A 23331-nucleotide genomic window follows, 5' to 3' on the forward strand; every position below is an offset into this window, starting at 1 on the left:
CGAGGGCCCCGGGAACGGCGTCCCCGGGGCCCTCGCCGTCAGGCAGGTGCTACTGGACGGTCAACGTCCGGCCCATCGCCCCGAAGAAGTGGTTCTGGTCCCCCGGGTAGACGGCGATGACGATCTGGCTCGACTGGACCGCCGGCAGGGTCACGGTCGCGACCCCGTTGACGAGCGGCGCCGTGCCGACCGCGCGCAGGCCGAGCAGCACGGTCACGCTGCCCGTCGGTGCCGGTGCACCCGCGACGTCGCCGGTGACGGTGACGGTGATGACCGGCCTCGACCCTGCGGGCACCGTCCACGACGGCGTCGAGAGCACCACGTGCGACGACACCTTCGTGACGTGCAGCGTGGTGCCGCCCTTCGAGGTGGACACGTCGGCCGTGCCCGGGAACACCGCGGTGAGCTTGTGCGTGCCGGTGTTCAGGGTGCGCGGCAGGTCGATGACGGCCGTGCCGACCAGCCCGCTCACGGTCAGCGTCCCCGTGGCGACCACGGTGCTGCCCTCACGGATCTCCACGGGTCCGGTCGGTGCCGCCGACTTGCCCGTGACCGTGACCGTCGCCTTGACGAGCGTCCCGTAGGGCACCGTCGACTTCGACAGGGTCACCTTCGTGGTCGAGGCGGACGGTGCGATGTCCACCGTGACCGCGTTCGACGTCGACCCGAGGTACCAGGGCGTGTCGGGTGTGAACACCGCGGTGAACGTGTGCGACCCGCCGGTGGCCTCGATCTTGGCGACCGCCGTGCCGTGGTCCACCGGGGCCGTGGCCACCGTGGTCGTGCCGTCGACGAACGCCACGCTGCCGGTGGCCGCCGCCGGGGCGACGGTCGCGGTGAGCGTGAGCGTCTTGCCGGCGATCTGCGTCCCGGTGACGCCGAGCGTCGTCGTGGTCGCCGTCGCCACGGGCACGGTCACGTCGACGACCTGGGCCCGGGAGACCGGGGCGCCGTTGGCGTGCTGGAAGACCAGCAGCTGGTCGTCGGCGGCACCGGTGCCCTTGTGCACCGGGATCGACGTGTCGCCGGCCCCGAGCGAGGAGAACGTGCCGGTGATGTCGTTCTCGAACCAGAACGGCGGGTCGTACGGGTTGACCGTGAAGTCGTCCGCCTGGTCGAGCACGTTGCTCGGGTCCTCCGCGTAGCCGGAGAACGTCCACGTCGAGACCGTCGGCGTCGACCCCTCCGGGAAGAGGGCGACCGGGATCGGCGCGACGAGCACGCTGTTGTCGAAGATGCCCGCCTCGACGTCGCCCGCGAACTCGTTGACGAGCTCGACGGCCAGGGTCGCGCCGGTGTTGAAGTCGAACGTCGCCGCGACGGTGATGTCCTCCGAGTCGGACAGCTTCTGCACGACCGTCTCGAGGTCCGGGGCGCCGTCGCCGTCCACGTCGATGTCGATCACCGGCAGGAACGTGGAGTTGGACGAGCCGCCGCCCGCGAGCGACGCCCAGTTGCCGTCGGTCGCGATGCCGATGCCGAGCAGGCCGTCCGCGGGGTCACCGCCGCCGGCTGCCACCTGCGGTGCGGTCGACGCCCACCCGACGAACCGGATGTCGCCGGACGCCCGCACCGAGTCCGACGTCTGCAGCCCCGGCGAGTCCTCGAGCTTCGGGCTCGTGGTGCCGAGGATCAGCGGCGTGGTCAGCGAGTACCAGCCGCCGGACGCGACACCCGTGCCGTCGAGGTCGAGACCGGCGGTCGCGACGCCCGGGTCGGCGAACGCGACCGGGTTGGCGTGCAGGTCGCTCACGAGCCGCGGTGCGGCCTGCACCGGGACGCGCAGCTCCTGCGAGCCGGACGTGAGGACGAGCCGGCCGGCGACCTCTGCGACGTACTCGCGGGGGACGCCGCTCTGCACGGCCTGCGACGTCGGGTCGAGGTCGCGCTGCAGGGTGGCCGGGTCAGCCGTGAGGGTGAGCGTGACGAGCTGCGTCCGGCCCGCGGCGAGGGTGAAGCTCGCCGGGGTGGCCGTGATCGTCGCGCCGCCCGCGGTGGTCGCCGTCGTGACGGAGGCCGTGAACCGCTGGCTCGTGGTGCCGAAGTTGCGCACCGACACGGTCTTCTTCTGCACGACCGGAGCGGTGCCGACGTCGACCACGCCGAACGACACGGACGTGAGCCGCGGGTTCGCCGAGTTGAACGCGACGACGTTCGTGGACACCGCGTTCAGGGCGTCCACGCGGCCGGAGCCGACGCGCTGCGGCCCGTACTTGTCACCGGACTGGTTCGGGCCGGTGAACACGTCGTGCGTCGCGGTGTTGACCACGGCCGCCTTGACCTCCGGCTGGTCCCACGAGGGGTGCGCCGAGCGGACGAGCGCCGCGATGCCCGCGACGAGCGGTGAGGCCATCGACGTGCCGGACAGCTTGTTCGGCGCGTTGCCGGTGCCCGACGCCGCGGAGAAGATCTCCGTGCCCGGCGCCGCGACGTCGACCTTGGCCCAGCCGAGGGACCCGTGCACGCCACGCGACGAGCCGGGGTTCAGGGCGTCGCCGGTGACGCTCTCGACGACCGCGCCCGCGAGCGACGGGCCGATGTGCAGCGACAGCGTGCCGGCCTCGATCTCGGGGAGCAGCAGGTCGGTGACGGGCGCCGTCATCTGCGAGCCGGGGATCGTCGCGTTGCCCGCGATGCCCGCCGGGAACACCGTGCTCTCCGTGGGGAGCACGACGCCGACGGCACCCGCCGCAGCGGCGTTGTTGAACCGGACCGCCGACCCGCACGCGCGCGTGGAGTCGTTGTCGTCCCACCAGAGGTAGGCGATCTTGCCGGCGACCGTGGCGGCCTGGGCCGCGGTGAAGGCGGTGCAGCCGGAGAACCGCGAGCCGACGAAGGCGACGGGCGCCGTGACGTCCGGGCCGCCGTAGTTCACGGAGTTCTGCGCGGCGTGCAGGCCGAGCAGCGAGGCGTCGGCCGCGGCCGTGACCTCGATGCCGTCGTGCGACTGCGGGTCGCCGACGGAGTTCGCGACGGTGATCGCCGACTGCGCGTTGCCCGGGCTGCCGCCGATGTCGGTGACGTCGCCGGCGTTGCCCGACGAGATCGCGACGACGGTGCCGAGGGTGCTGAGCTGGTCGATCAGCAGGTTGTCGGGGTCGTCGGCGGGGGAGCCGTCGCTGCCGAGCGACAGGTTGAGGATGTCGAGGCGGTCGCTGAAGTCGCCGTCGCCGTTCGGGTCGGCCGCCCGGTCGAGGGCCAGCGCGGTGAGGTCGGTGGACCCGCCGATGTCGCCGAACACCTTGAGCGAGTAGATCTCGGCTCCCGGTGCGGCGCCCGGGCCGACCTCCCAGTCGGACACGTCCGTCAGGGAGCTGTAGTCGCCGCGGAAGGTGGTGCCGTCCGGCTGCACGCCGAAGCCGGTCGCGGTGCCGGCCACGTGCGTGCCGTGCCCGCTGTTGCCGGACAGGTAGACGGCGTCGATCGGGTTCTCGTCCGGCGTGGGCACCGTGGTGGAGCCGGGCTCGTCGCCGCTCGCGTCGTAGAGCGGTCCGGCGAAGTCGTACCCGCCGATGAACTTGGTCGGGTCGAACAGGCCCGGCTGCACCGGGTCGGACCCGTCCTCGCCGTACGCCTCCTCGTAGGCCGCGACGGTGCCGGGGCCGCCGAAGTCGGCGTGCGTGTAGTCGAGCCCGGTGTCGATGACGCCGATCCGGACGCCCTCACCGGTGACCCCGGTGTCCTGCCACGTCTGCAGCGCGCGGACGAACTCGACGCTGTGCGCGTTCGTGGCCTTCTTCGGCACGACGCGGTACACGGCGACGACGTCGGGCGACGCGGCGAGCTCCTGGACCTGCGCGGCGTCGCCGGTGACGATCGTGCCGGCGACGAGGTTGCCGGTGGTGCCGATCCGCTGCGGCTCGGCGGACGTCACGGTCGCCGCGCTGAGCTCCTGGGGGACCACGTCGGCGGCGAGCGCCTCGGCGTCCTGCACCGCGTCCTGGACGGCGGCGGTGCTGCCACCGGCGGCGGCGACCTCGGCCCCGGACTTCGCGTCGAGCTGGACGAACGCCGTGACCTTGCCCTTGGCGGTCGTCAGGTCGTTCGACAGCTTCGAGACGACGGCCGGGTCCAGGCTGTCCGAGCTCCCGGCCTGCGGCCCGCCTGTCGGCGGAGCCGCGGATGCCGCCTGCACCCCGACGAAGGCGGTGCTGACGGACAAGGTCACAGCGGTGACGGCGGCAAGCAGTGGACGACGCGACATGGGCACATCCCCGGGCTCGTGCGGATCGGCAGGCGCGCGTGTCACAGGTCACACACCGCGCCTCGTGCACCGTACTGACCAGTTACACCATTCGTCACCTTCTGGGCGCATATCGGTGCGACCTGTTGTGACTCCCGGGACGTCCGCCGAGGTCAGCCCGGCGAGTCGCGGCCAGGCCGTCAGCGCAGGGGGACGAACGTGTACGAGCCGTGGGTGGTGTCGTCGACCTCGTCGCCGCGTCGGACGACGAGGTGCATGGTCGACCGGACCGGGATCACGAGCCGGCCGTGGTCCGCGAGCTGCGCGACGAGCTGGGGCGGCATCCGCATCGGGGCGGCGGACACGAGGATCCGGTCCCAGCCGCCGTCGACGGGTCGCCCGAGGACGCCCGGCCGGGCGCGCTCGACGACGGCCCACGGCATCGCGCAGGCGGCGACGTTCTGCGCGCCCCAGACGGCCAGCTCGGGGTCCAGCTCGAGCCCGAGCACGGTACCGGTCGGTCCGACGAGCCGGCCGAGCAGAGCCGTCGTCCAGCCCGACCCGGCGCCGACGTCGAGCACGCGGGCGCCGACGGGGACCTCGAGCAGGCGCAGCATCGCGGCGACCGTGCTCGGCTGGGAGCTCGTCTGGCCGTGCCACAGCGGCAGCGGGTGGTCCTCCGCCGCCCGCGACCGCACGGCGGCAGGGAGGAACCGGGTCCGGTCGAGGGTCCGCATGGCCTCCGCGACGTCGTCCGCGCGTGCGGGGTCGTGCGCCGGGCCGGGTGCGGGACCGGGTGCCGGACCAGGTGTGGGACGGGGCCCTTCGCCCATCCCCCGAGCCTAGGACGCGGTCAGCGGGAGGTGACCGCGCCCGGCGCCGAGGTGTGTCAGGTGTGTGCGGCGGAGGTGGTCCCGGCCGGGACGGCGGGCGTGGTGGACGTCGTCGTGACGACCGTCGGGTCGGGGCCCGTGCGGGCGACGTCGGCGGCGACGGGTGCCGGCACGAACTTCGGCTTGCGGCCGGGCCGTCCCTTCGCGCGGCGGTCCTCGATGCCCTCGAGGGTGGTCGCGCGCCACACGGCGCCGCCGTTGAGCCGGCCGTCGGGGCGGGGGAGCCACGGCACGTTCCGCGACAGCCACACCCGGATCGTGGCGTGCTCGACGCCGAGGCGGGTGGCCAGGCGGCCGATGTCGTACAGGTCGTCGAGCCCGTGCTCAGGGGTCGGGGCAGGGGGGTCCTCGGCGGGTGGCACGGCGCAGATCCTAGCCCGGTGAACCTATGAATTGTGTAACGGCTGCGTGACGCGATCCTTACAACTCCTCCCCGCCGTCGCACCACCCTCATTGCTGGACGGCCGTCCGGCTCCTTTAACGTGTAACGCGTGAGTGACAGATTGCCGAACCTCAGGCGTCGGTCCGAGGGCGGCAAGCACGTCGCCTCGACCGCGCCCCGCCCGAGCCTCGCCGCGCTCCTGCCCCGCGGTGGGAGCGCATCCACGCGCGCCGCGCAGGGTGCCGTGGTCGCCGCCCTGACCGTGGCGCTGTGCGCGACCATGGGCCAGGCGACCGCGCGCGACCACGCCGCCGCCACGGCCGACGCGCAGGAGGCCGCCGTCGTCCGCCAGGCGCGCATCGGCGCGATGACCGTCGCCGACGACGCCGTCCAGATCGCCGAGGCGACGCACGCCGAAGGCACGCAGGCCGCGGTCGACCCGACGGCCCTGGAGGCACTGGACCACGCCGCCGCGCACCTGAACGACCTCATCGAGCAGGCCAAGGACTCCACGGCTGAGGAGACGCCCGCCGCGAACGCCGCGCCCGACGCCACCGCCGGCGCCGCCGCGACCGGCGACGCCGCGGGCGACACCACGGCCGCCGGCGACGACAAGGCGGTCCCGCCCGCCCCGGCGACCACGGCCGCCGCCCCCGCCGCTGCGACGCCCGCCCCGGCCGGCGACGCCACCGCGACCGGCACGGCCGCCGCACCGGCCGCCACGCCCGCTGCGACCGCCCTCACGGTCCCGGCCACCAAGGGTCCCGAGGACCGCACCACCAGCAAGATCCGTGCCGCCGTCGCCAAGGTCGCGACCCTCGCCACGCAGGTGCACGAGAGCGCCGAGGCCAACAAGGCCGCGCAGGCCGCGGCCGCCGCGCAGCAGGCCGCCGACGCCGCCGCCGCCCAGGCCGCCGCGGCCGCCGCCGAGAAGGAGGCCCAGCGGGCCGCGTGGAAGGCGTCACTGCTCGGGTACGCCAACGGCCGCATCCCCGCCTCCGCGCTGTGCGGCGTCTCGTTCGACCCCGCCGTGCAGCTGCGCTGCGACGCCGCCGAGTCCCTCGAGGCGCTCAACGCGTCGTACGCCGCCGCGTTCGGCACGAACCTCACGGTGTCCGACTCCTACCGCTCGTACGGCGGGCAGATCGCGTGCCGCCGCACCAAGGGCCACCTGTGCGCGACCCCCGGCACGTCCAACCACGGCACCGGTGTCGCGGTCGACCTCGGCGGTGGCATCCAGACGTTCGGCACCGCGCAGTACCGGTGGATGTCCGAGCACGCCGCCGAGCAGGCGTGGGCGCACCCCGCGTGGGCCGAGCCGCGCGGCGGGAAGCCCGAGCCGTGGCACTGGGAGTACCAGGGCTGACGCGACCCGCGAACAGCCCGGGCCGCGGGTGAGATATGCCCGGTAGGTCCGCTACGGCTCTACGATCGGGCGCATGAGCACCTCGGCCGAGCCGGGGCGGACCGGTCCGCTGGTGGGCCGGGCCGCCGAGCTCGACGACCTCGACGACCTCCTCTCCACGGCCGCCGGGGGTGACGGGGGGACCGTCCTCCTCGAGGGCGAGGCGGGCATCGGCAAGACGAGCCTCGTCGAGGCGCTCGCCTCGAGCGCCCGGCTGCTCGACGTCGAGATGCGCACCGCGCGGGCGTCGTCGATGCGGTCGGCGTCGTTCGCGCTGCTGGCGGACGCGCTGCTCGCCGACTCCCGGATCGGCCGGGGCGCAGGGGCCCGCGGACCCGTCGAGGGCGAGCTCACCGACCTGATGGAGGCCCTGCACGGCGAGCCCGCGTCCGCGTGGGGCTCGTCGGCGTCCTCGGCCCGTCGCGAGCGCGCCGTGGAGCTGTTCGCCGCGCTGCTGCGCCGCCGGGGCGACGCCCGGCCGTGGGTGCTGGTCCTCGAGGACGTGCACCTCGCCGACGACGCGTCGCTCGACGTGCTGCTGCGGCTCGCGCGCGAGGGGGCCGTGCCGCGCGCGCTCGTCGTGCTCACGCTGCGGCCCGTCCCGTACCGCCCTGCCCTGTCGCCCGTGATCGCCGCCTGGACCCGGGCGGGTGCCCGGTACGTCGAGCTGCGGCCGCTGTCGCCGTCCGCGGTCGTCGAGCTCGGCGAACGGCTCGCCGGGGGTGCGCTCGGCCCGTCGCTGCGCGGGACGCTGTCGATGACCGGCGGCAACCCGCGGCTCGTCGCCGACGTCGTGCGGACCGCGCAGGCGGCGCAGGCGCTCTCGGCCACGGGGGGCGTGCTGGACACGAACGGCAGCGGCTGGCTCGAGCCGCTGGCCACGCTGATCCGTTCGCGCCTCGACTACCTCGGGCCGGACGTGCTGGAGCTGCTGCGGCAGGCGTCCGTGCTGGGGGCCTCGTTCGTGGTGTCCGACCTCGCGTCGCTCGTGGGCGACCCGGTGCCGGACTGCTGGCGGACGCTGCGGCACGGGCTCGCGGCCGGTGTGGTGCGGGCTCGCGGCGACCGGCTGGTGTTCCGGCACGAGCTCGTGCGCTCCGCGCTGTACGACGGGCTGGAGCCGACCCGCCGTCGCGCGCTGCACGCCCGGGCGGCGTGGGCGCTGCGGGAGGCGGGTGCCCCCGTCGAGATCGTCTCGGGGCACCTGGAACGCGCGCGCTGACGTCGTCCGCCTCCTACGGTGGCCGGGGGGTCGGGGAGCGACCCCTCCGACTGCGACTCGAGGAGCACGCATGCCCACGCGCACCGCACACACCGCCTGGACCGGGACCCTGCAGGAGGGCAGCGGCACGGTCGACCTCGTCAGCTCGGGCGCCGGCTCGTACGAGGTGTCCTTCCCGAAGCGCGCGGCCGAGGAGGCCGGCGGCACCACGAGCCCCGAGGAGCTCATCGCCGCGGCGCACTCGTCGTGCTTCGCGATGCAGCTCTCGGCGGTCATCGCCGAGGCGGGCGGCACCCCGGTGTCGCTCGACGTGAAGGCCGACGTCACCCTGCGGCCCGACCCGGCCGGCGGGTTCCGGATCTCGGGGATCGCGCTCACGGTCCGTGGTGCGGTCGAGGGCCTCGACGCCGACGGGTTCGCGCAGGCGGCGGCCGCCGCCAAGGCGACCTGCCCGGTCAGCAAGGCGCTCACGGGCACGGAGATCACCCTGGACGCCGCCCTGGCCTGACGGGCGACCGGGCGCGGAGCCGCGCGAGCCAACGGTCCCGCGCGAGCCGACCGCCGCGCGCCGCCCGGACCGGCCTTCCGCTGAAGACTTCGTCGCGCCACGTGCGGCGAGGTCTTCAGCGGGCCCGGAGGCCGCGCCGGTGGCGGGCAGGTGTCCACGACGCGGGGCGACGGGCGGACCTGGCGCCGGGCGGTGCGAGACTGCACCCGTGGTTGCCCCGACCGACACCGCCGCCTCGCCCGCCGGACGCCCGCCCGCGAGCGACGTGCCCGCCGCCGACGTCGTGACGGCCCTGCGCTCCGCGATGCGCGGCGCCGTCGACGACTCGAGGCGCCGGCGCGCCGAGTACTCGACGGACGCGTCGAACTACCGCGTGGTCCCGCAGGTCGTGGCGTTCCCGCAGGACCCGGACGACGTGCTCGCGGCGCTCTCGGTGACCCGCGAGCTCGGGGTCCCGCTGACGGCCCGCGGCGGCGGCACGTCGGTCGCGGGCAACGCGGTCGGCACGGGCGTGGTCCTCGACTTCAGCCGCCACGTGAACCGCATCCTCGAGATCGACCCCGAGGCCCGGACCGCGCGCATCGAGCCCGGGGTCGTGATGGCGGCCCTGCAGAAGGCCGCGGCCCCGCACGGCCTGCGGTTCGGCCCGGACCCGTCGACGCAGGCCCGCGCGACGCTCGGCGGCATGATCGGCAACAACGCGTGCGGCCCCCGGGCGGTCGCGTACGGGCGGACGGCCGACAACGTGCTGGAGCTCGACGTCGTCGACGGCACCGGCCGCCGGTTCACGGCCGGGCACGGGTCGCTCGACGCGGTGCCGGGCCTCGACGCGCTGGTCCGCTCGCACCTCGACGTGATCCGCACCGAGCTCGGCCGGTTCGGTCGTCAGGTGTCCGGCTACTCGCTCGAGCACCTGCTGCCCGAGAAGGGCGTCGACCTCGCGAAGGCGCTCGTCGGCACCGAGGGCACGGTCGGCACGCTGCTCGGCGCGACCGTCCGGCTCGTGCCCGTGAGCGCGGCGCCCGTGCTCGTCGTGCTCGGCTACCCGGACATGCCGACGGCCGCCGACGCCGTCCCGGCGCTGCTCGCGCACGCGCCGCTGGCGATCGAGGGCATGGACTCGCGGCTCGTCGACGTGGTCCGCCGCGTGCGCGGTGCCGCGGCCGTGCCGCCGCTGCCCGAGGGGGCCGGGTGGCTCATGGTCGAGGTGGGCGGCGACTCCCTCGACGAGGCGATGGACCGGGCCCGGGCGCTGGCGGCGGACGCGCGCACGACGGCCGTGGGGGTGTTCCCGCCCGGGCCGCAGGCGGCGGCGATGTGGCGGATCCGGGAGGACGGCGCGGGCCTCGGCGGCCGTACGCCCTCCGGCGAGCAGGCCTGGCCGGGGTTCGAGGACTCGGCCGTCCCGCCCGAGCGGCTCGGTGCCTACCTGCGCGAGCTCGAGGCGCTCATGGCCGACCACGGCGTCGACGGGCTCGCGTACGGGCACTTCGGCGACGGGTGCGTGCACCTGCGGCTCGACGTGCCGATGGAGCGGTCGGGCGACCCGCTGCGCGCCTTCATGACGGACGCCGCGCACCTCGTCGCGTCCCACGGCGGCTCGCTGTCGGGCGAGCACGGCGACGGCCGGGCCCGCTCGGAGCTGCTGCCCGTGATGTACAGCGAGCGGGCGATCGGCCTGTTCGAGGCGTTCAAGGACCTGCTCGACCCGCACGACCTGCTCAACCCCGGGGTGCTCGTGCGGCCCCGCCCGCTCGACGTGGACCTGCGCCGCCCGCACGCCCGGCCCCTGCTCGCGACCACCGGGTTCGCCTTCCAGCACGACGCGGGCGACCTCACCACCGCCGTGCACCGCTGCGTCGGCGTCGGCAAGTGCCGGGCGGACACCACCGCCGCCGGCGGGTTCATGTGCCCGTCGTACCTCGCGACGAAGGACGAGAAGGACTCGACCCGCGGCCGGGCCCGCGTGCTGCAGGAGATGGCCAACGGGACGCTCGTCTCGCGCGGCTGGTCCTCGCCCGAGGTGCACGAGGCGCTCGACCTGTGCCTGTCCTGCAAGGCGTGCTCGTCGGACTGCCCCGCAGGCGTCGACATGGCGCAGTACAAGTCCGAGGTGCTGCACCGTACATACCGCCGCCGGCTGCGTCCGGTGACGCACTACGCGCTCGGCTGGCTGCCCCGGTGGACCCGTCTGGTGACGTCCCTGCCGGGCCTCGCGGCGCTCGTCAACGCGACGCTGCGCGTGCGGCCGGTCGCCAAGGCCGTCCTCGCGTCGGCCGGGATCGACACCCGGCGGCAGATGGTCACGTTCGCCACGCAGCCGTTCCGCACGTGGGTGCGGCGCGACGGGGCCGGGCAGGTCACGCGGACCTCCGGCCGGGCGGCGGCTCGCGCGGGGTCCGGGTCGCCGGCCGGCTCGTCCGGCGCCCCCGGTGCGAAGCCGCGCGTGCTGCTCTGGACCGACTCGTTCAGCGACACCCTCTCGCCGACCGTCCCGCAGGCCGCCGTCCAGGTGCTGCGCGCCGCCGGCTACGAGGTCCTCGTGCCCGACCACGACGCGTGCTGCGGCCTCACCTGGATCAGCACGGGCCAGCTCGACGGCGCCCGCCACCAGCTCAGCCACCTGCTCGACGTGCTCGGCCCGTTCGCCGTCAACGGCATCCCGATCGTCGGCCTCGAGCCGTCCTGCACCGCGGTGCTCCGCTCGGACCTGCTCGACCTGCTGCCCGACGACCCCCGCGCCGTCGCGGTCGCCCGCGAGACCCGCACGCTCGCCGAGCTGCTCACCGCCCCGGCCCCGATCGGCCCCGGGGACCGCTGGCAGGTCCCGGACCTGTCCGACGTCACCGCCGTGGTCCAGCCGCACTGCCACCACTACTCGGTGATGACGTGGACCGCCGACCGCACGCTCCTCACGGAGGCGGGCGCGACGTTCTCGGCGCTCGCGGGCTGCTGCGGCCTGGCCGGCAACTTCGGCATGGAGAAGGGCCACTACGAGGTGTCCGTGGCCGTCGCCGAGAACCAGCTGCTGCCCGCGCTGCGCGCCGCCGCCCCCGGCGACGTCTACCTGGCCGACGGGTACTCGTGCCGCACGCAGGCCGACCAGCTCGCGGGCGTCCAGGGGATCCACCTCGCGGAGCTGCTGGCCTCCCGGCTGCGCGCCGGCCGGGATCAGCCGGTCGGCGCGTAGTCCGTGACGACGTAGCACTCCTCGTCGTCGGTGCCCTGGGGCATCGGGTCGAACAGCACGGACGCCGGGTAGCCGGTCGCGGGGTCGAACGAGACCTCGGCGACGTCGTCCGCGTCCGTGTCGAGGACGCGGGCCTGCAGCTCGGACAGCGTCGGGATCTCCTCGGCGAGGTCGTGCCCTTCGCCGACGATCCGCACGGCGGTCTCGTCGAGCCCGACGACGTCCGTGATCGTGCCGCCGGTCACGGTCACCCGGTACGTCCCCCACAGGAGCCGTTCGCCGCACTCCGCGGTCAGCGTGAACGCGTAGTCGTCGGACCCGTGCGCGGCCCAGGCGGCGGACGCCGACGCGGCGACGTCGGGGTCGACCGCCGAGCCGGGCATCGACGCGCAGCCGCCGAGGAGGCCGGCCACGAGGACGGCGAGCGCGAGCGCCCGGGACGCCGTTGTCCGCGGGTGCTGCGCCGGCCGTCCTCGCACGTCCGTGACTCTAGGGCCGCCCCCGGGGCGGCCGGGTGCGGTCCGGGTCACGATCCGGCGACGACCTGGTCACGGCGCCGGTGGACGCCGTTGGACATCGCCCGGCCCCGCGACCAGCATGGACGGATGCTCGTCGCCTTCTCCGTCGCCCCGCTCGGTACCGGGGAGTCCGTCACGCAGGCCGTCGCGGACGCCGTCCGCATCGTCCGCGAGTCCGGCCTCCCGAACCGCACCGACGCCATGTTCACCACGATCGAGGGGGAGTGGGACGAGGTGATGGACGTCGTGAAGCGGGCGACCGAGGCGGTCGGCCGGGACGGTCACCGCGTCAGCCTCGTCCTCAAGGCCGACATCCGTCCGGGCCGCACGGGCGAGCTCACCGGCAAGGTGGAGCGCGTCGAGGCCGCGCTCGCCGACGACGCCTGACGGCGGACCACGCCGGCTCACGCCGGGCGACCGTCCGGTGTGAGAGATTGCCTGAGGCACCACCCGAACGACGGGCTGACGTGCTTGGCGTGCTGTGGGACCCTGTGGTCGCGAGACGTGTCCGGACGGGGGGCACGCGAGCGACCAACGAGGGACGTGCCGGGACGGGCGCGCGCCCAGGAAGGCCGGGAACGATGCCCATCTTCGAGCTCGACGAGGGTCGCCCCCGCCTCGTCCAGCCGATGCAGCCCCTGGCCGGATCGTTCGCGCAGGAGTGCGCCGCGCTCCTGACGCACCACCTGGCGGCGGTCGCCGGCGAGCCGCTGTTCGCGGTGCGGTTCCGCACCGGTGCACCGGACCACGCCGACCTCCCGGAGCTCCTCGCGCTCGACGCGACGGGCCGGGCGGTCGTCGTCGAGGTCGTGCAGGTCGTGGACGACGACGCGATCGTCACCGCCCTCCGGCACGCCGGTTCCGCGTCACGGCTGACCGCGACCGACCTGGCCCGGGCGTACCACGTGGACCCCGGCCGGTTCGCGGTCGACTACGCGGGCTTCCGCGAGCAGGTCGCGTTCGGCACGCAGACGAGCCGCCGCGACGGCGTGCGGCTCATCGTGCTGTGCTCCGAGGTGGCCGCCGAGGCCGGTGACACGCTCGGTTTCCTGCGAGGTCCCGGCCGGCACGTCGACGTGCTGCAGGTCGGTGTGGTCCGCGGGGTCGACGACCGCCGCCTCATCGACGTCTCGCCGCTGGCGACCCACGAGGGCGTCCGCCGTCCCGTCGAGCCCACGGCGCTGCGGCTGGTCCGGTCCAGCGAGGCGTTCGCGACCGCGATGGCGTACGCGCCCGAGCGGGACACGCACCTGCCGACGACGAACCCCCGCAAGGCCCTCACGGGCGAGCTGCGGGCCGTGACGCCGCCGCAGGCCCGGTCGACGCCGCCTGCGCCGACGCCGCTGGCGCGCCGCTCGTCGGCGACCGAGCCGACCCCGATCCCGTTCGGCGCCCTCGGCACGGGCACCGGGACGGACCCTGGTGCCGGCTCCGACGACGAGGAGCGCTCCGAGGACGGCACGGCGACGACCGACGAGACGACTGCGCCGCGCAGCCCGTGGACGGTGACCCCGACCGCGACCGACGGCCCCACGACGGACCCGGCCGGGCTGCCGCCCGTCGTCACGCTGCCCCCGGCACCCGCACCGGGTGCGTCCCGGACCCCGCCGTCGAAGTCGACCGCCCGACCGTCCTCGGCGACGTTCCGCCCGGCCCCCGCGACGCTCACCCCGATCGCCGGCCTGCGGGCGGCTGCCGACGACCGCGTGCGACCCCGGCCCGGCCAGGCCGACGACCTCGTGGGCCCGGGCGGGCCGCGACCGTTCGTCGCGTCGCCCGGCTCGGAGGGCCCGGCCGCGACGCCCCCGGCGGGCACGGGCACACGTGCGCGCGTGACGGACCCGAAGCAGCCGCCGACGAAGCCCGAGGGGCTCGTGCCGCTGCCCGAGCTCGCGGCGCTCGCGAAGAGCCGCCGGGCGGTCACCACGCTCGTCTGGCTGCGGGAGCGGCGCGGTCAGCGCTTCGTCGCGACCCTGCGGCCGGACGGCCTGCTGCAGCTCTCGAACGGGCGGATCTTCGCGGACCCGGACGCCGCGGCGACGTCGGCGGCGGACTCGGAGAGCACGCTCGACGGGTGGCGCGCGTGGCGGCTCGGCGACGGCGGCCCGACCCTGGCCGAGGCCTCAGGGGTCGACCCTCACTGACCCGCCGCGGCCCGGCCGCGCCGACCCGGCCGTGCCGACCCGCCCTCCGCGGACCAGTCAGGTCCAGCCGTACGCGGCGACCCACCGGTCGATCTCCGCGTAGAACCGGCCCCGGACCGGTGGGGGTGACAGGGACAGGTCGTGCAGGCCGTCGGGGATGCGGACGACGGTCACGTGCGTGCCGAGCTGCACGGCGCGGCGGGCGACGAGCTCCACGTCGAGGACCACGTCGGCGTGCCGCATGTCCTCGTTCCACCGCGGGCTGATCACCGTGCGGCTGGACGCGAGCGTGAGGATCGGTGCCGTGATGTGCAGGCCGCGGGCGACGTGCGCGTGCCCTGTCATGACCGCGCGGAGCCAGCCGGCCCGGACGGGGAACGAGGGGACGGGCCGCCACGCCGGGTCGTAGTCCCACTCGCCGTCGGCCAGGGTGCGGGCGTAGTACCCGGGGTCGATGTTCGGCAGGGGAGCCTTCGGTCCGAACCTCGCCAGGCGGCTCACGGCGGGGCCGCTGAGGTGCCGCAGCACCGACGACCCCTGCAGCTCCAGCCATGGGCTGTTGAGCACGAGTCCGGACAGCACCCCGGGGTTGCGGTCGGCCCACAGGGCGGCGACGAGCCCGCCGGTCGAGTGGCCCATGACGGTGATGCGGCCGTGCGTGCCGATCTCCGCGCGGACGACGTCGAGGGCGGCCTCGAGGTCCTCGTCGTAGACGCGCAGGTCGTCCGTGTACCCGGGCGTCTGGTGCGGGCGCAGGCTGCGGCCGTACTTGCGCAGGTCGAGCGCGTAGAACGCGACGCCGCCGCCGTGCCAGTGCTCGGCGAGCCCGCGCTGGAAGAAGTAGTCGGACCAGCCGTGCAGGTAGAGCACGGCGCGGGACGGGCGGACCGGCTCGTCCGTCGGCGGCGCGTACCGGACCAGGCTGGCGACGACGTCGCCCTCGTCGTCGGGCCGCAGGGGGAGCGTGAGGACCTCGTAGTCGTCGCCCAGCACGTCGGGCACCCAGGTCCCCGGTGGCGCGGCCGGGCCGGGGGCCGTCACGGTGCCGTGCGAGCCGGCGGCGCCCCGTGGCACGGCGGGGGCCGCTGCCGCCCGGTGGTGGGACATCAGCGACATGTGCTCACCATGCCCGTCGGGGTGGCGCGCGGCCAGACGGGGAGCGGGTGAGGTGCGGCCGTCAGACCTCCAGCACGACCTTGCCGAACTGGGCGCCGTCGGCCAGCCGGGCGAGCCCGTCGCGGGCGCCGGTCAGCGGGAAGGTCGAGTCGACGAGCGGGCGGACGCCCGTGCGGGCGAGGAACGCGAGCAGGTGCACGAGGTCGTCGCGGGAGCCCATCGTGGTGCCGACGATGCTGATCTCCTGGAAGAACACCTTCGTCAGCTCGGCGGGTGCCGGGTCGCCCGACGTGAGGCCGGCGAGCGCGATCGTGCCGCCCGGCCGCACCGACCGGACCGAGTGCGTCCAGGTGGCCTTGCCGACGCTCTCGAGGACGAGGTCGACGGGTGCGACGCGGGTGCCGGGCTCGACGGCCTGCGCGGCGCCGAGCCGCAGGGCGTGCTCCCGGCGGGCCTCGTCGCGGCCGGTCACGACCATCTCGAGCCCCGCGGCGGCGCCGAGCAGCACGGCCGCCGTCGCGAGCCCGCCACCCGCCCCCTGCACGAGCACCCGCTGGCCGGGCGTCGCGCGGCCGGTCGTGAACAGCATCCGGTAGGCGGTGAGCCACGCCGTCGGCAGGCACGCGGCCTCGACGAACGACAGCCCGGCCGGCTTGTCGACGAGGTTCCACGTCGGCACCGCGACCTGCTCCGCGAGGGTCCCGGGGTAGCGCTCGGACAGCAGCGACCGGGGCTCGTCGGGCCCGACGCCGTGCCCGCTCGCACCGCCGATGACGCCGTGCACGACGACCTCGCGGCCGTCCGCCGTGACGCCGGCGGCGTCCGTGCCGAGGATCATCGGCAGCTGCTCGGCCCGCAGGCCCACCCCGCGCAGGGTCCACAGGTCGTGGTGGTTCAGGGCGGCCGCCCGGACGTCGACCACCGACCAGTGCTCGCGCGGCTCGGGCGCGGGGCGGTCGCCGACCACCAGGCCGGACAACGGGTCGGAGGGCGAGAAACCGGCGGCGTAGGCGGCGATCACCCGGCCACCGTAGTCAGCGGTCGGTGCCGCCGCCGGGCAGAAGGTCCGCGCGTCGGGCGCGTCGCCGTGTCCGTGGCAGCGCGCGGCGGTCTCCTGGTGGTCACGACGACGAGGGACGGTGGCGGATGGGCGGGTCGGCCGCGATCGGGCAGGTGGTCGCGACGATGGACGGGTGGCGCGACGACTGGCCGCCGAAGGACGGGCTGGGAGTGTTCCTCGACCTGTACCGGACGGTCACGGTGCTGGTCGGGGAACGGGTCACGGACGCGACGTTCCACGACCCGGCGTTCGTCGAGGACCTCGACGTGCGGTTCGCCGGGCTGTTCCTCGACGTCCCGCGGGACGTCGCCGCGCACCGGCGGGTGTCCCGGGCGTGGGCGCCGCTCGTCGAACGTCGTGCGACGCCCGGCGTCCTGCCGATCCAGTTCGCGCTCGCGGGGATGAACGCGCACATCAACCACGACCTCGCGCTGGCCCTCGTCGCGACGTGCGCGGCCCGTGGCGTGGCACCCGACGACCGGACGGTGCACGCCGACTTCGAGCAGGTGAACGGGGTTCTCGCGGAGGTCGTGCGGCCGATCCGGCAGTCGTTCCTCGACGCGCACGTGGTGCAGGTCGGGGCCCCGCTGTCGCCGGTCGCCGACCTCGTGTCGAGCTTCTCGATCGACAAGGCCCGCGACGCCGCGTGGGTGTCCGCGCTGCTGCTGTGGCAGGTGCGGGACGTGCCGTTCCTCGCGGCGGCCGCCCGGGACACCCTCGCCCGGACCGTGGGCCTCGTGGGTCGTCAGCTGCTCACGGTTGTGTGAACGCCGGCCGCCGGCGTCAGGCGGGGGGCCCGACGACCCGGTTGCGTCCGGCGGCCTTCGCCGCCCGCAGGCGGCTGTCCGCCAGCGCGAGCAGCTCGATGCTCGTCGTCGCCTCCGTGCCGAGCGCGGCGCCGAAGCTCGCGGTGACGGCGATGCCGGGGGCGAGGGACGCCCAGTCGTAGCCCTCGACGGCCTGGCGGGTCCGCTCGGCCAGCGCGATCGCACCCTCGCGGGAGACGCCGCGCATCACCATGGCGAACTCCTCACCGCCGAAGCGGGCGACGGTGTCGCCCTGGCGGCAGCTGCCGCGCATCAGACCGGCCAGCACGCGCAGCACGGAGTCTCCGACCAGGTGGGAGTGGTCGTCGTTGACACGCTTGAAGTGGTCCACGTCGAGGATCACCACGGAGCTCGTCGTCAGGTCGGACGCGAGCAGCTCGTCGAGGCGGCGACGGTTCGGCAGGCCCGTCAGCGGGTCCTCCATGGCCTGGCGCCGCAGCTTCTCGGAGTTCTCGTGCAGGTCGGCGGCCTCGTTCGCGAGCGCGAGGGCCCGCGCCTGCGCCTGGGCCGTCTCGAGCCGGACCGCGGCGACCCCCGCGGCCAGCTGCGCCCGCTCCGACGCCTGGTCGCTGAGCAGGGCGAGCATCCGCTTGTAGTGCGTCAGCGCGCCGGACAGGTCGCCGGTGTCCTCCAGGAGGCTCGCGAGCGCCCTGCGCGCGTTGATCTCGTGCGAACGGGTCGGGGCCTCGGCGATGCTGAGCCGCAGCAGCTCGGCCGCCTCCTCCCGCCGTCCCAGGGCGAGCAGGATGATCCCGCGGGTCTGCCGGTGGTGGCCGATGGTCGGCACGGTGTCGCGCGTCGGGTCCGCGGGCCAGCTGTCCAGCAGGTCCAGGCCCTCCTGCGGGCGGCCGCAGTCCGCGAGCGACTCGGCGAGGTTCGCGACGGCGGTGGCCTCGGTGCGGCGCGCACCCGCCTCCCGGGCCATCAGCATGGCCCAGCGGGAGAGCACGACGGTGTGCTCGTGCAGCTCGGCGGCCTGCTCGTGGTCGCCGCGTTCGGCGGCCTCGCTGGCCATCCCGCCGTAGCAGAACGACACGGTGTCGATGGCGGAGCACTCGGACGTCGGGTCGCCGAGCAGGCGGGTGGCCTCGTGGTAGCGCTCGGCGAACGTGAGGGCGCGCTCCCACTGGCGCAGGGCGGCGTACACGTTGCACATCGCGCGGGCGGCTGCGGAGATCGCCTCGAGGTCGCCGCAGGAGTCCGCGGCCTCCATCGCCGCGACGCCCTCCTCCAGGCCACCGGTCGTGTCGCCGGTGTCGACGAGGATCCGCGCCGCCACGTGGTGGGCCTTGGCCAAGGTCGGCAGGTCGTCCATCGCCGTGCTCAGGTCGATCGCGGTGAGCACGCACGACATGGCCTCGGCGATGTCGTGGCGGACGTACAGGACCCGGGCGAGCACGGTGATCGCGCGCGCGTGCATGACGGCGTCCCCGGCGGCCTCCGCGATCGCGACGGCCTGGGCGGCCAGCCCCTTCGCCGTGTCGACGTCGGAGGCGACCAGCGCGGACTCGGCGTCCACCAGCAGCGCAGCAGGTGTCCGCTCACGCGACTCGAGCACTGAGCCGAGCATGGTCCGGGTTCCCTCCGATCGGGTCGTCAGCCGAGAGAGATCGGCGCGGGACGGGCGACGATGAGCGTTTGCGTCGAGCGTCACACGACTGCGTCGCGGCACCGCGGGGTGCGCGGCGGCCGGCCGGACCTACGTCAGCTCGCGGGGCCAGGCGAGGACGTCGACGAGGGCGCCGTTGCGCCACACGGTGATCTCGATCCGCCGGTCGATGGCGTCCTCGACCATGAGCCGCTGGACGGCCGTCGCGGTGACGACGCGGTTGCCGTCCAGGGAGACGACGATGTCGCCGCGCCGCAGCCCGGCGACCGCCGCGGCGCTCCCCGGGGACACCTCGACGACCTGCAGCCCCGTGCGTGAGCCCATCCGGGCGGCCACCTCCGGGGCGAGGGTCACCTGGGTCCCGGCGATGCCGAGCCAGGCCCGGCGCACCCGGCCGTGGTGCATGAGGGCGTCCACGATGTGCCGGGTCGACGCGTTGACGGGCACCGCGAGGCCGACCCCGATCCCGGCGAGCGCCGTGTTCACGCCGACCATCCGCCCGGCTCCGTCGGCCAGCACCCCGCCGCTGTTGCCGGGGTTGAGGGCGGCGTCCGTCTGGATGACCTCGTCGACCACGCGTCCCGACGCGGTGGGCAGCGACCGGCCGAGCGCGGAGACGATGCCCGCGGTCACGCTGCCGGCGAGGCCGAGCGGGTTGCCGAGCGCGATGACGAGCTGGCCGACGCGCAGCCCCGCGGCGTCGCCGAGGGGAAGGGGCGCGGGGACGTCGTCCCGGGCGTGCAGCACGGCGAGGTCGGACAGGGGGTCGGTGCCCACGACGTCCGCCCGCACCACCGTCCCGTCGAGGAACGCCGCCTCGACGGACCGCGCACCGGTGACCACGTGCGCGCTCGTCAGCAGGTGCCCCTCGGAGGTGATGACGCTGGCGCTGCCCGCGCCCGTGCCGCGGCTCGTCGCGACCGTGAGACTCGCGACGCTCGGCAGCACCGCGGCGGCCACCCCCGAGACGGTGCGCGAGTAGGCGTCGAGCGCCTCGTCGTCGTCCATGCCCTGCTACAGCGTGCGGCGACGGCCGGGCGATGCCGCCGTTCGCTGTGGGCCGAGCAGCCGGGTCGCTACGCCGGCTCGGCCCGGCGGTCCAGCGGCTCGAGCACGTCCAGCCCGTCGTCCGGGCGGGCCGGGGGGTGGTGCTGCTCCGGCGTCCCACCGCGGCCGCGCATCAGCACCTCGGCGGCGTGGTCGGCGAGCGCGAACCCGGCCGACCCGTACAGGTGGAACACGGCGTCGGCGCCCTTGCGCTGCAGCTCGGCGACGTCGTCGTCGTACCGGGCGACGGCGGCGACCTTGCCGGTGAAGCCGGCCGCCTGGAGCCGCGCGAGCGCGATGAGGTTGGCCTTGTGGAACGGCATCGCGAGGACGGCGACCTTGACGCGGCCGGCCCGCTGCACCCGGTTCCAGAACTCCAGGTCGGTCGCGTCGGCCCGCACCACCTCGTAGCCCTCCTCCTCGAGCGTCGCGACGCGCGTGCGGTCGTGCTCCACGCCGACGACGGACAGCCCGTACTCGTCGCGCAGCCGTGCGTACGTCGCGGCACCGACCCGGCCGAGGCCGAGCACGACCGCGTCGGCGTCCCCGATGTCGACGAGCCGGTCGTCGGGGTGCAGCCGGTCCTTGTCCCGCGCGGGGAGCAGCCGCGACAGGCGGGACGCGAGCTCGACGCCCCGCCGGTTCACGATCGCCGACAGGCCGAAGCTGAACGCGACGGCGAGGGACGTGATGACCACCCACTGCTCGTCGAGCAGCGCGGCGCTCGCCCCGACGGCGACCACGATGATCCCGAACTCGGAGAAGTTCGCCAGCACGAGGCCCGCGAGGAACGAGGTGCGGCGCCGCAGCCGCATCATCCACAGGACGACCGAGTACGCCGCGACCTGGAACGGCAGCAGGAGCAGGAGCAGCGCCGCCAGCGCGACCTCGACGGCGTCCGGTGTGCCGTGCAGCCCGATCTGCACGAAGAACGCGACCAGCATGAGGTCCTTGAACGTCATGAGGGACCGCGACAGCTCACCGGCCTGCGGGTGGGACGCGAGCAGCGCACCGACGACGAGCGCGCCCACGTCGCCGTCGATGCCGACGAGCTCGAACAGGCCGAACCCGAGCACGACCGCGACGAACACCCCGAACAGCGCCTGCAGCTCGCCGTGGCCGACCCGGTCCCAGACCCGGTGCAGCACCCACGAGCCCGGCAGGAGCAGCACGAGCAGCAGGGCCCACGGGCTCGGCGGCTCACCGCTCGCGAAGGACAGGAAGACGACGGCGGCGACGTCCTGCATGACGAGCACGCCGACGGCGATGCGCCCGTACAGCGACGTGGTGTCGGAGCGGTCGTCGAGGACCTTGACGACGAAGACGGTCGACGAGAACGACAGCGCGAAGCCGACCAGCGCGAGCGCCCCCCACGACTCGCCCGCGACGTACCCGAACCCGATCACGGCGAGCAGCCCGAGGAACCCGACCGCGATCGCGACGCTCAGCGCCAGGTGCACCGCGGTGGTCAGCCAGATCTCGCGCCGCAGCAGCGTCCGGACGTCGAGCTTCAGCCCGATCGCGAAGAGCAGCAGGACCACGCCGAGGTTCGCGATCGCGTCGAGGTAGGGGAGCTCGGGTGCGCCGCCCGCGCCGAGCGCGAACCCGGCGGCGAGGAACCCCACGAGCGGCGGCAGGCGCAGCAGCACCGCGAGGAGCCCTCCGACGAGGGCGGCCCCGAGGTACAGGGCTGCTGCTGCCATGCGGGGTCCTCTCGCGCGGGCCGGATGGTGGGGTCCATCTTGCCTGCTGCGGCGTCTTCCCACCGTGGCGAACCGCGACGTACGCTCGTCGGGTGAGTGGGACATACACGGTCGTGATGGGAGATCGGGGGCGGTTGGTCGTGCCCGCCGAGCTGCGTCAGCGCGCCGGTCTCGGCGAAGGCTCCGCGCTGATCATCATCGACACGCCGTCCGGTCTGGTGGTGATGACCCGGGACCAGGCGCGCGACCATGTACGCCGCCAGCTCGAGGGCGCGGACCTCGTCGCCCAGCTGCTCGACGACCGGCGCCGCGCAGCCGCCGGCGAAGACGCCGCGTGAGCGTCCTCGACGCGTCCGCGCTGCTGGCGTTCCTGCAGGGCGAGGCTGGTGCCGACGTCGTCGAAGGCGAGCTCTCGTCGCAGGCCCGTTGCTCCGCCGTGAACTGGTCGGAGGTCGCGCAGAAGGTCACGGCGGCGGGCGGGGACTGGCAGGTCGCCCGGGCGCTCCTGCTCAGCTACGGGCTCCAGGTCGTCGACGCCACGGCCGACGACGCCGAGTGGGCGGCAACGCGGTGGCGTCGTGGCGAGGGCCTCTCGCTCGCCGACCGGTTCTGCCTCGCGCTCGGCGCGAGGCTCGGCGGGACCGTCTGGACCGCAGACACCGCGTGGGCATCCGACGGGAACATCAGCCAGATCCGGTAGCGCACCTGGACGGCAAGGATCGCGGCATCGACGGGTCACGTTCGCTGATCCAGGAGAGCGGCTGGCGGGACTCGTCCGAGCGCGCCGGGAGGTCAGAGCACCGGCAGCATCCGCCCCAGGTCCGGGACGGCGTCGGACGTGTACTGCGGGTGCAGCGCCTCGGCGAGCACGTCGACGTCGTACGGCACCCGCCCGGCGGCGAGCCGCACCCACGTGCGGGCGTCCGCGACCTCCAGGCTCCAGCCGCCACGGGCGACGACGACGTCGAGCAGCACCTGCGCGACGAGCGTCAGCGCACCCGGGTCGACCGGGTCGGGGCCGGCGCCGGTGCCGCGCGCCCGGCGGACGGAGCGGGCCAGGTCGTCGGCGTGCACGACGAGCTCGATGACGCGCGACACGGTCATGGTGCTGAGCAGCACGGGCCCGCGGCGGGCCTGCACGACGAGGTCGCCGGGGCCGAGCTCGTCGAGCTTCGCGAACGCGGCGGCCGCCCGGGCGTCGACCTGGCGGAGCGGGTCGCCGGCGATCTCGGCCGCGAGGTCGCGGGTGGTCTGCGCGATGTCCTGCGCGCGGCCCGCGTACTGGCCGACGTACTCGCCGAGCGTCAGGGGCACGGTCTCGGGCGGCAGCGGGACGCACACCGCGAGCGCGTCCATGGCCCGGCCGAGGTGCGCGACGAGCTCGGTGACCGTCCAGCCGTCGAGCACCGACGGGGACCCGCCGACCTCGTCGTCGACCACGTCACCGACCCACGTGCGCAGGCGGGACCACTGGGTGTGCAGGGCGGCGGAGGCGTCGGGGACGCTCACGGTGGTCGACATCCG

The 23331-nt window shown here is 75.1% G+C and carries 19 protein-coding genes; 9 read left to right on the forward strand and 10 right to left on the reverse strand.

What is annotated here, in order from left to right:
• Positions 1-49 precede the first annotated feature (49 nt).
• The 3 genes from Cch01nite_RS18850 to Cch01nite_RS18860 all read right to left on the reverse strand — a co-directional run bounded on the left by Cch01nite_RS18850 (position 50) and on the right by Cch01nite_RS18860 (position 5438).
• Positions 50-4204: a S8 family serine peptidase gene (locus tag Cch01nite_RS18850; protein ID WP_203758037.1), complete on the reverse strand. Its 4155-nt coding sequence runs from the start codon at positions 4202-4204 to the stop codon at positions 50-52.
• Between the two features lie 179 nt (positions 4205-4383).
• Entirely contained in the window at positions 4384-5016 is a 633-nt protein-coding gene (locus tag Cch01nite_RS18855) for a protein-L-isoaspartate O-methyltransferase family protein (protein ID WP_203758038.1), read from the reverse strand.
• 56 nt (positions 5017-5072) lie between these two features.
• Positions 5073-5438 (reverse strand): hypothetical protein, encoded by a 366-nt coding sequence (locus tag Cch01nite_RS18860; protein ID WP_203758039.1) that lies wholly within the window; start codon positions 5436-5438, stop codon positions 5073-5075.
• A 129-nt stretch (positions 5439-5567) separates the two neighbouring features.
• Here Cch01nite_RS18860 and Cch01nite_RS22965 point away from each other — a divergent pair, with 129 nt between their 5' ends.
• The 4 genes from Cch01nite_RS22965 to Cch01nite_RS18880 all read left to right on the forward strand — a co-directional run bounded on the left by Cch01nite_RS22965 (position 5568) and on the right by Cch01nite_RS18880 (position 11783).
• Complete coding sequence (locus tag Cch01nite_RS22965; protein WP_203758040.1) at positions 5568-6824, forward strand: M15 family metallopeptidase; 1257 nt, start codon at positions 5568-5570, stop codon at positions 6822-6824.
• Between the two features lie 73 nt (positions 6825-6897).
• Positions 6898-8085, forward strand: a complete 1188-nt coding sequence (locus Cch01nite_RS18870) for an AAA family ATPase (RefSeq protein ID WP_203758041.1) — start codon at positions 6898-6900, stop codon at positions 8083-8085.
• Positions 8086-8155: 70 nt separating this feature from the next.
• Positions 8156-8593, forward strand: a complete 438-nt coding sequence (locus Cch01nite_RS18875; protein ID WP_203758042.1) for an OsmC family peroxiredoxin — start codon at positions 8156-8158, stop codon at positions 8591-8593.
• Between the two features lie 208 nt (positions 8594-8801).
• On the forward strand, positions 8802-11783 hold the full coding sequence (locus tag Cch01nite_RS18880; protein ID WP_444542250.1) for an FAD-binding and (Fe-S)-binding domain-containing protein: 2982 nt from the start codon (positions 8802-8804) through the stop codon (positions 11781-11783).
• Here the strand turns inward: Cch01nite_RS18880 and Cch01nite_RS18885 are convergent.
• Positions 11765-12262: a DUF6174 domain-containing protein gene (locus tag Cch01nite_RS18885; RefSeq protein WP_203758043.1), complete on the reverse strand. Its 498-nt coding sequence runs from the start codon at positions 12260-12262 to the stop codon at positions 11765-11767. The genes Cch01nite_RS18880 and Cch01nite_RS18885 overlap by 19 nt on opposite strands.
• A 126-nt stretch (positions 12263-12388) precedes the next feature.
• Between Cch01nite_RS18885 and Cch01nite_RS18890 the strand changes: the two genes are divergently transcribed.
• On the forward strand, positions 12389-12688 hold the full coding sequence (locus Cch01nite_RS18890; protein ID WP_203758044.1) for an MTH1187 family thiamine-binding protein: 300 nt from the start codon (positions 12389-12391) through the stop codon (positions 12686-12688).
• A gap of 194 nt (positions 12689-12882) precedes the next feature.
• Positions 12883-14445, forward strand: coding sequence for a restriction system modified-DNA reader domain-containing protein (locus Cch01nite_RS18895; protein ID WP_203758045.1), 1563 nt, complete (start codon positions 12883-12885; stop codon positions 14443-14445).
• A gap of 57 nt (positions 14446-14502) precedes the next feature.
• Here the strand turns inward: Cch01nite_RS18895 and Cch01nite_RS18900 are convergent, their stop codons facing one another.
• On the reverse strand, positions 14503-15561 hold the full coding sequence (locus Cch01nite_RS18900) for an alpha/beta hydrolase (RefSeq protein ID WP_239071041.1): 1059 nt from the start codon (positions 15559-15561) through the stop codon (positions 14503-14505).
• A gap of 61 nt (positions 15562-15622) precedes the next feature.
• The gene (locus Cch01nite_RS18905) at positions 15623-16582 is read right to left on the reverse strand and encodes a zinc-binding dehydrogenase (protein WP_203758046.1); all 960 of its coding nucleotides are present in this window, start codon (positions 16580-16582) and stop codon (positions 15623-15625) included.
• 125 nt (positions 16583-16707) lie between these two features.
• On the opposite strand from Cch01nite_RS18905, the gene Cch01nite_RS18910 reads away from it, so the two are divergent.
• Complete coding sequence (locus Cch01nite_RS18910; RefSeq protein WP_203758047.1) at positions 16708-17388, forward strand: DUF5995 family protein; 681 nt, start codon at positions 16708-16710, stop codon at positions 17386-17388.
• A 16-nt stretch (positions 17389-17404) separates the two neighbouring features.
• On the opposite strand, the gene Cch01nite_RS18915 is transcribed toward Cch01nite_RS18910, so the two are convergent.
• From Cch01nite_RS18915 to Cch01nite_RS18925, 3 genes are all read right to left on the reverse strand, one after another.
• A complete protein-coding gene (locus tag Cch01nite_RS18915) occupies positions 17405-19018 on the reverse strand; it encodes a tetratricopeptide repeat-containing diguanylate cyclase (RefSeq protein ID WP_203758048.1) in 1614 nt (537 codons plus the stop codon).
• 129 nt (positions 19019-19147) lie between these two features.
• The gene (locus Cch01nite_RS18920; protein ID WP_203758049.1) at positions 19148-20065 is read right to left on the reverse strand and encodes a S1C family serine protease; all 918 of its coding nucleotides are present in this window, start codon (positions 20063-20065) and stop codon (positions 19148-19150) included.
• A 68-nt stretch (positions 20066-20133) separates the two neighbouring features.
• Entirely contained in the window at positions 20134-21807 is a 1674-nt protein-coding gene (locus Cch01nite_RS18925) for a cation:proton antiporter domain-containing protein (RefSeq protein WP_203758050.1), read from the reverse strand.
• Between the two features lie 116 nt (positions 21808-21923).
• Between Cch01nite_RS18925 and Cch01nite_RS18930 the strand changes: the two genes are divergently transcribed.
• Together Cch01nite_RS18930 and Cch01nite_RS18935 are read left to right on the forward strand one after the other, a co-directional pair.
• Positions 21924-22145, forward strand: a complete 222-nt coding sequence (locus Cch01nite_RS18930; protein WP_275407235.1) for an AbrB/MazE/SpoVT family DNA-binding domain-containing protein — start codon at positions 21924-21926, stop codon at positions 22143-22145.
• Entirely contained in the window at positions 22142-22507 is a 366-nt protein-coding gene (locus tag Cch01nite_RS18935) for a type II toxin-antitoxin system VapC family toxin (protein ID WP_203758052.1), read from the forward strand. The genes Cch01nite_RS18930 and Cch01nite_RS18935 overlap by 4 nt, the downstream gene beginning before the upstream one ends.
• Before the next feature lie 92 nt (positions 22508-22599).
• Here the strand turns inward: Cch01nite_RS18935 and Cch01nite_RS18940 are convergent, their stop codons facing one another.
• Complete coding sequence (locus Cch01nite_RS18940) at positions 22600-23328, reverse strand: maleylpyruvate isomerase N-terminal domain-containing protein (RefSeq protein ID WP_203758053.1); 729 nt, start codon at positions 23326-23328, stop codon at positions 22600-22602.
• Positions 23329-23331: the final 3 nt, after the last annotated feature.

This window comes from Cellulomonas chitinilytica, from assembly GCF_016862675.1.
GTDB classification, from domain to species: Bacteria; Actinomycetota; Actinomycetes; order Actinomycetales; family Cellulomonadaceae; genus Cellulomonas; species Cellulomonas chitinilytica.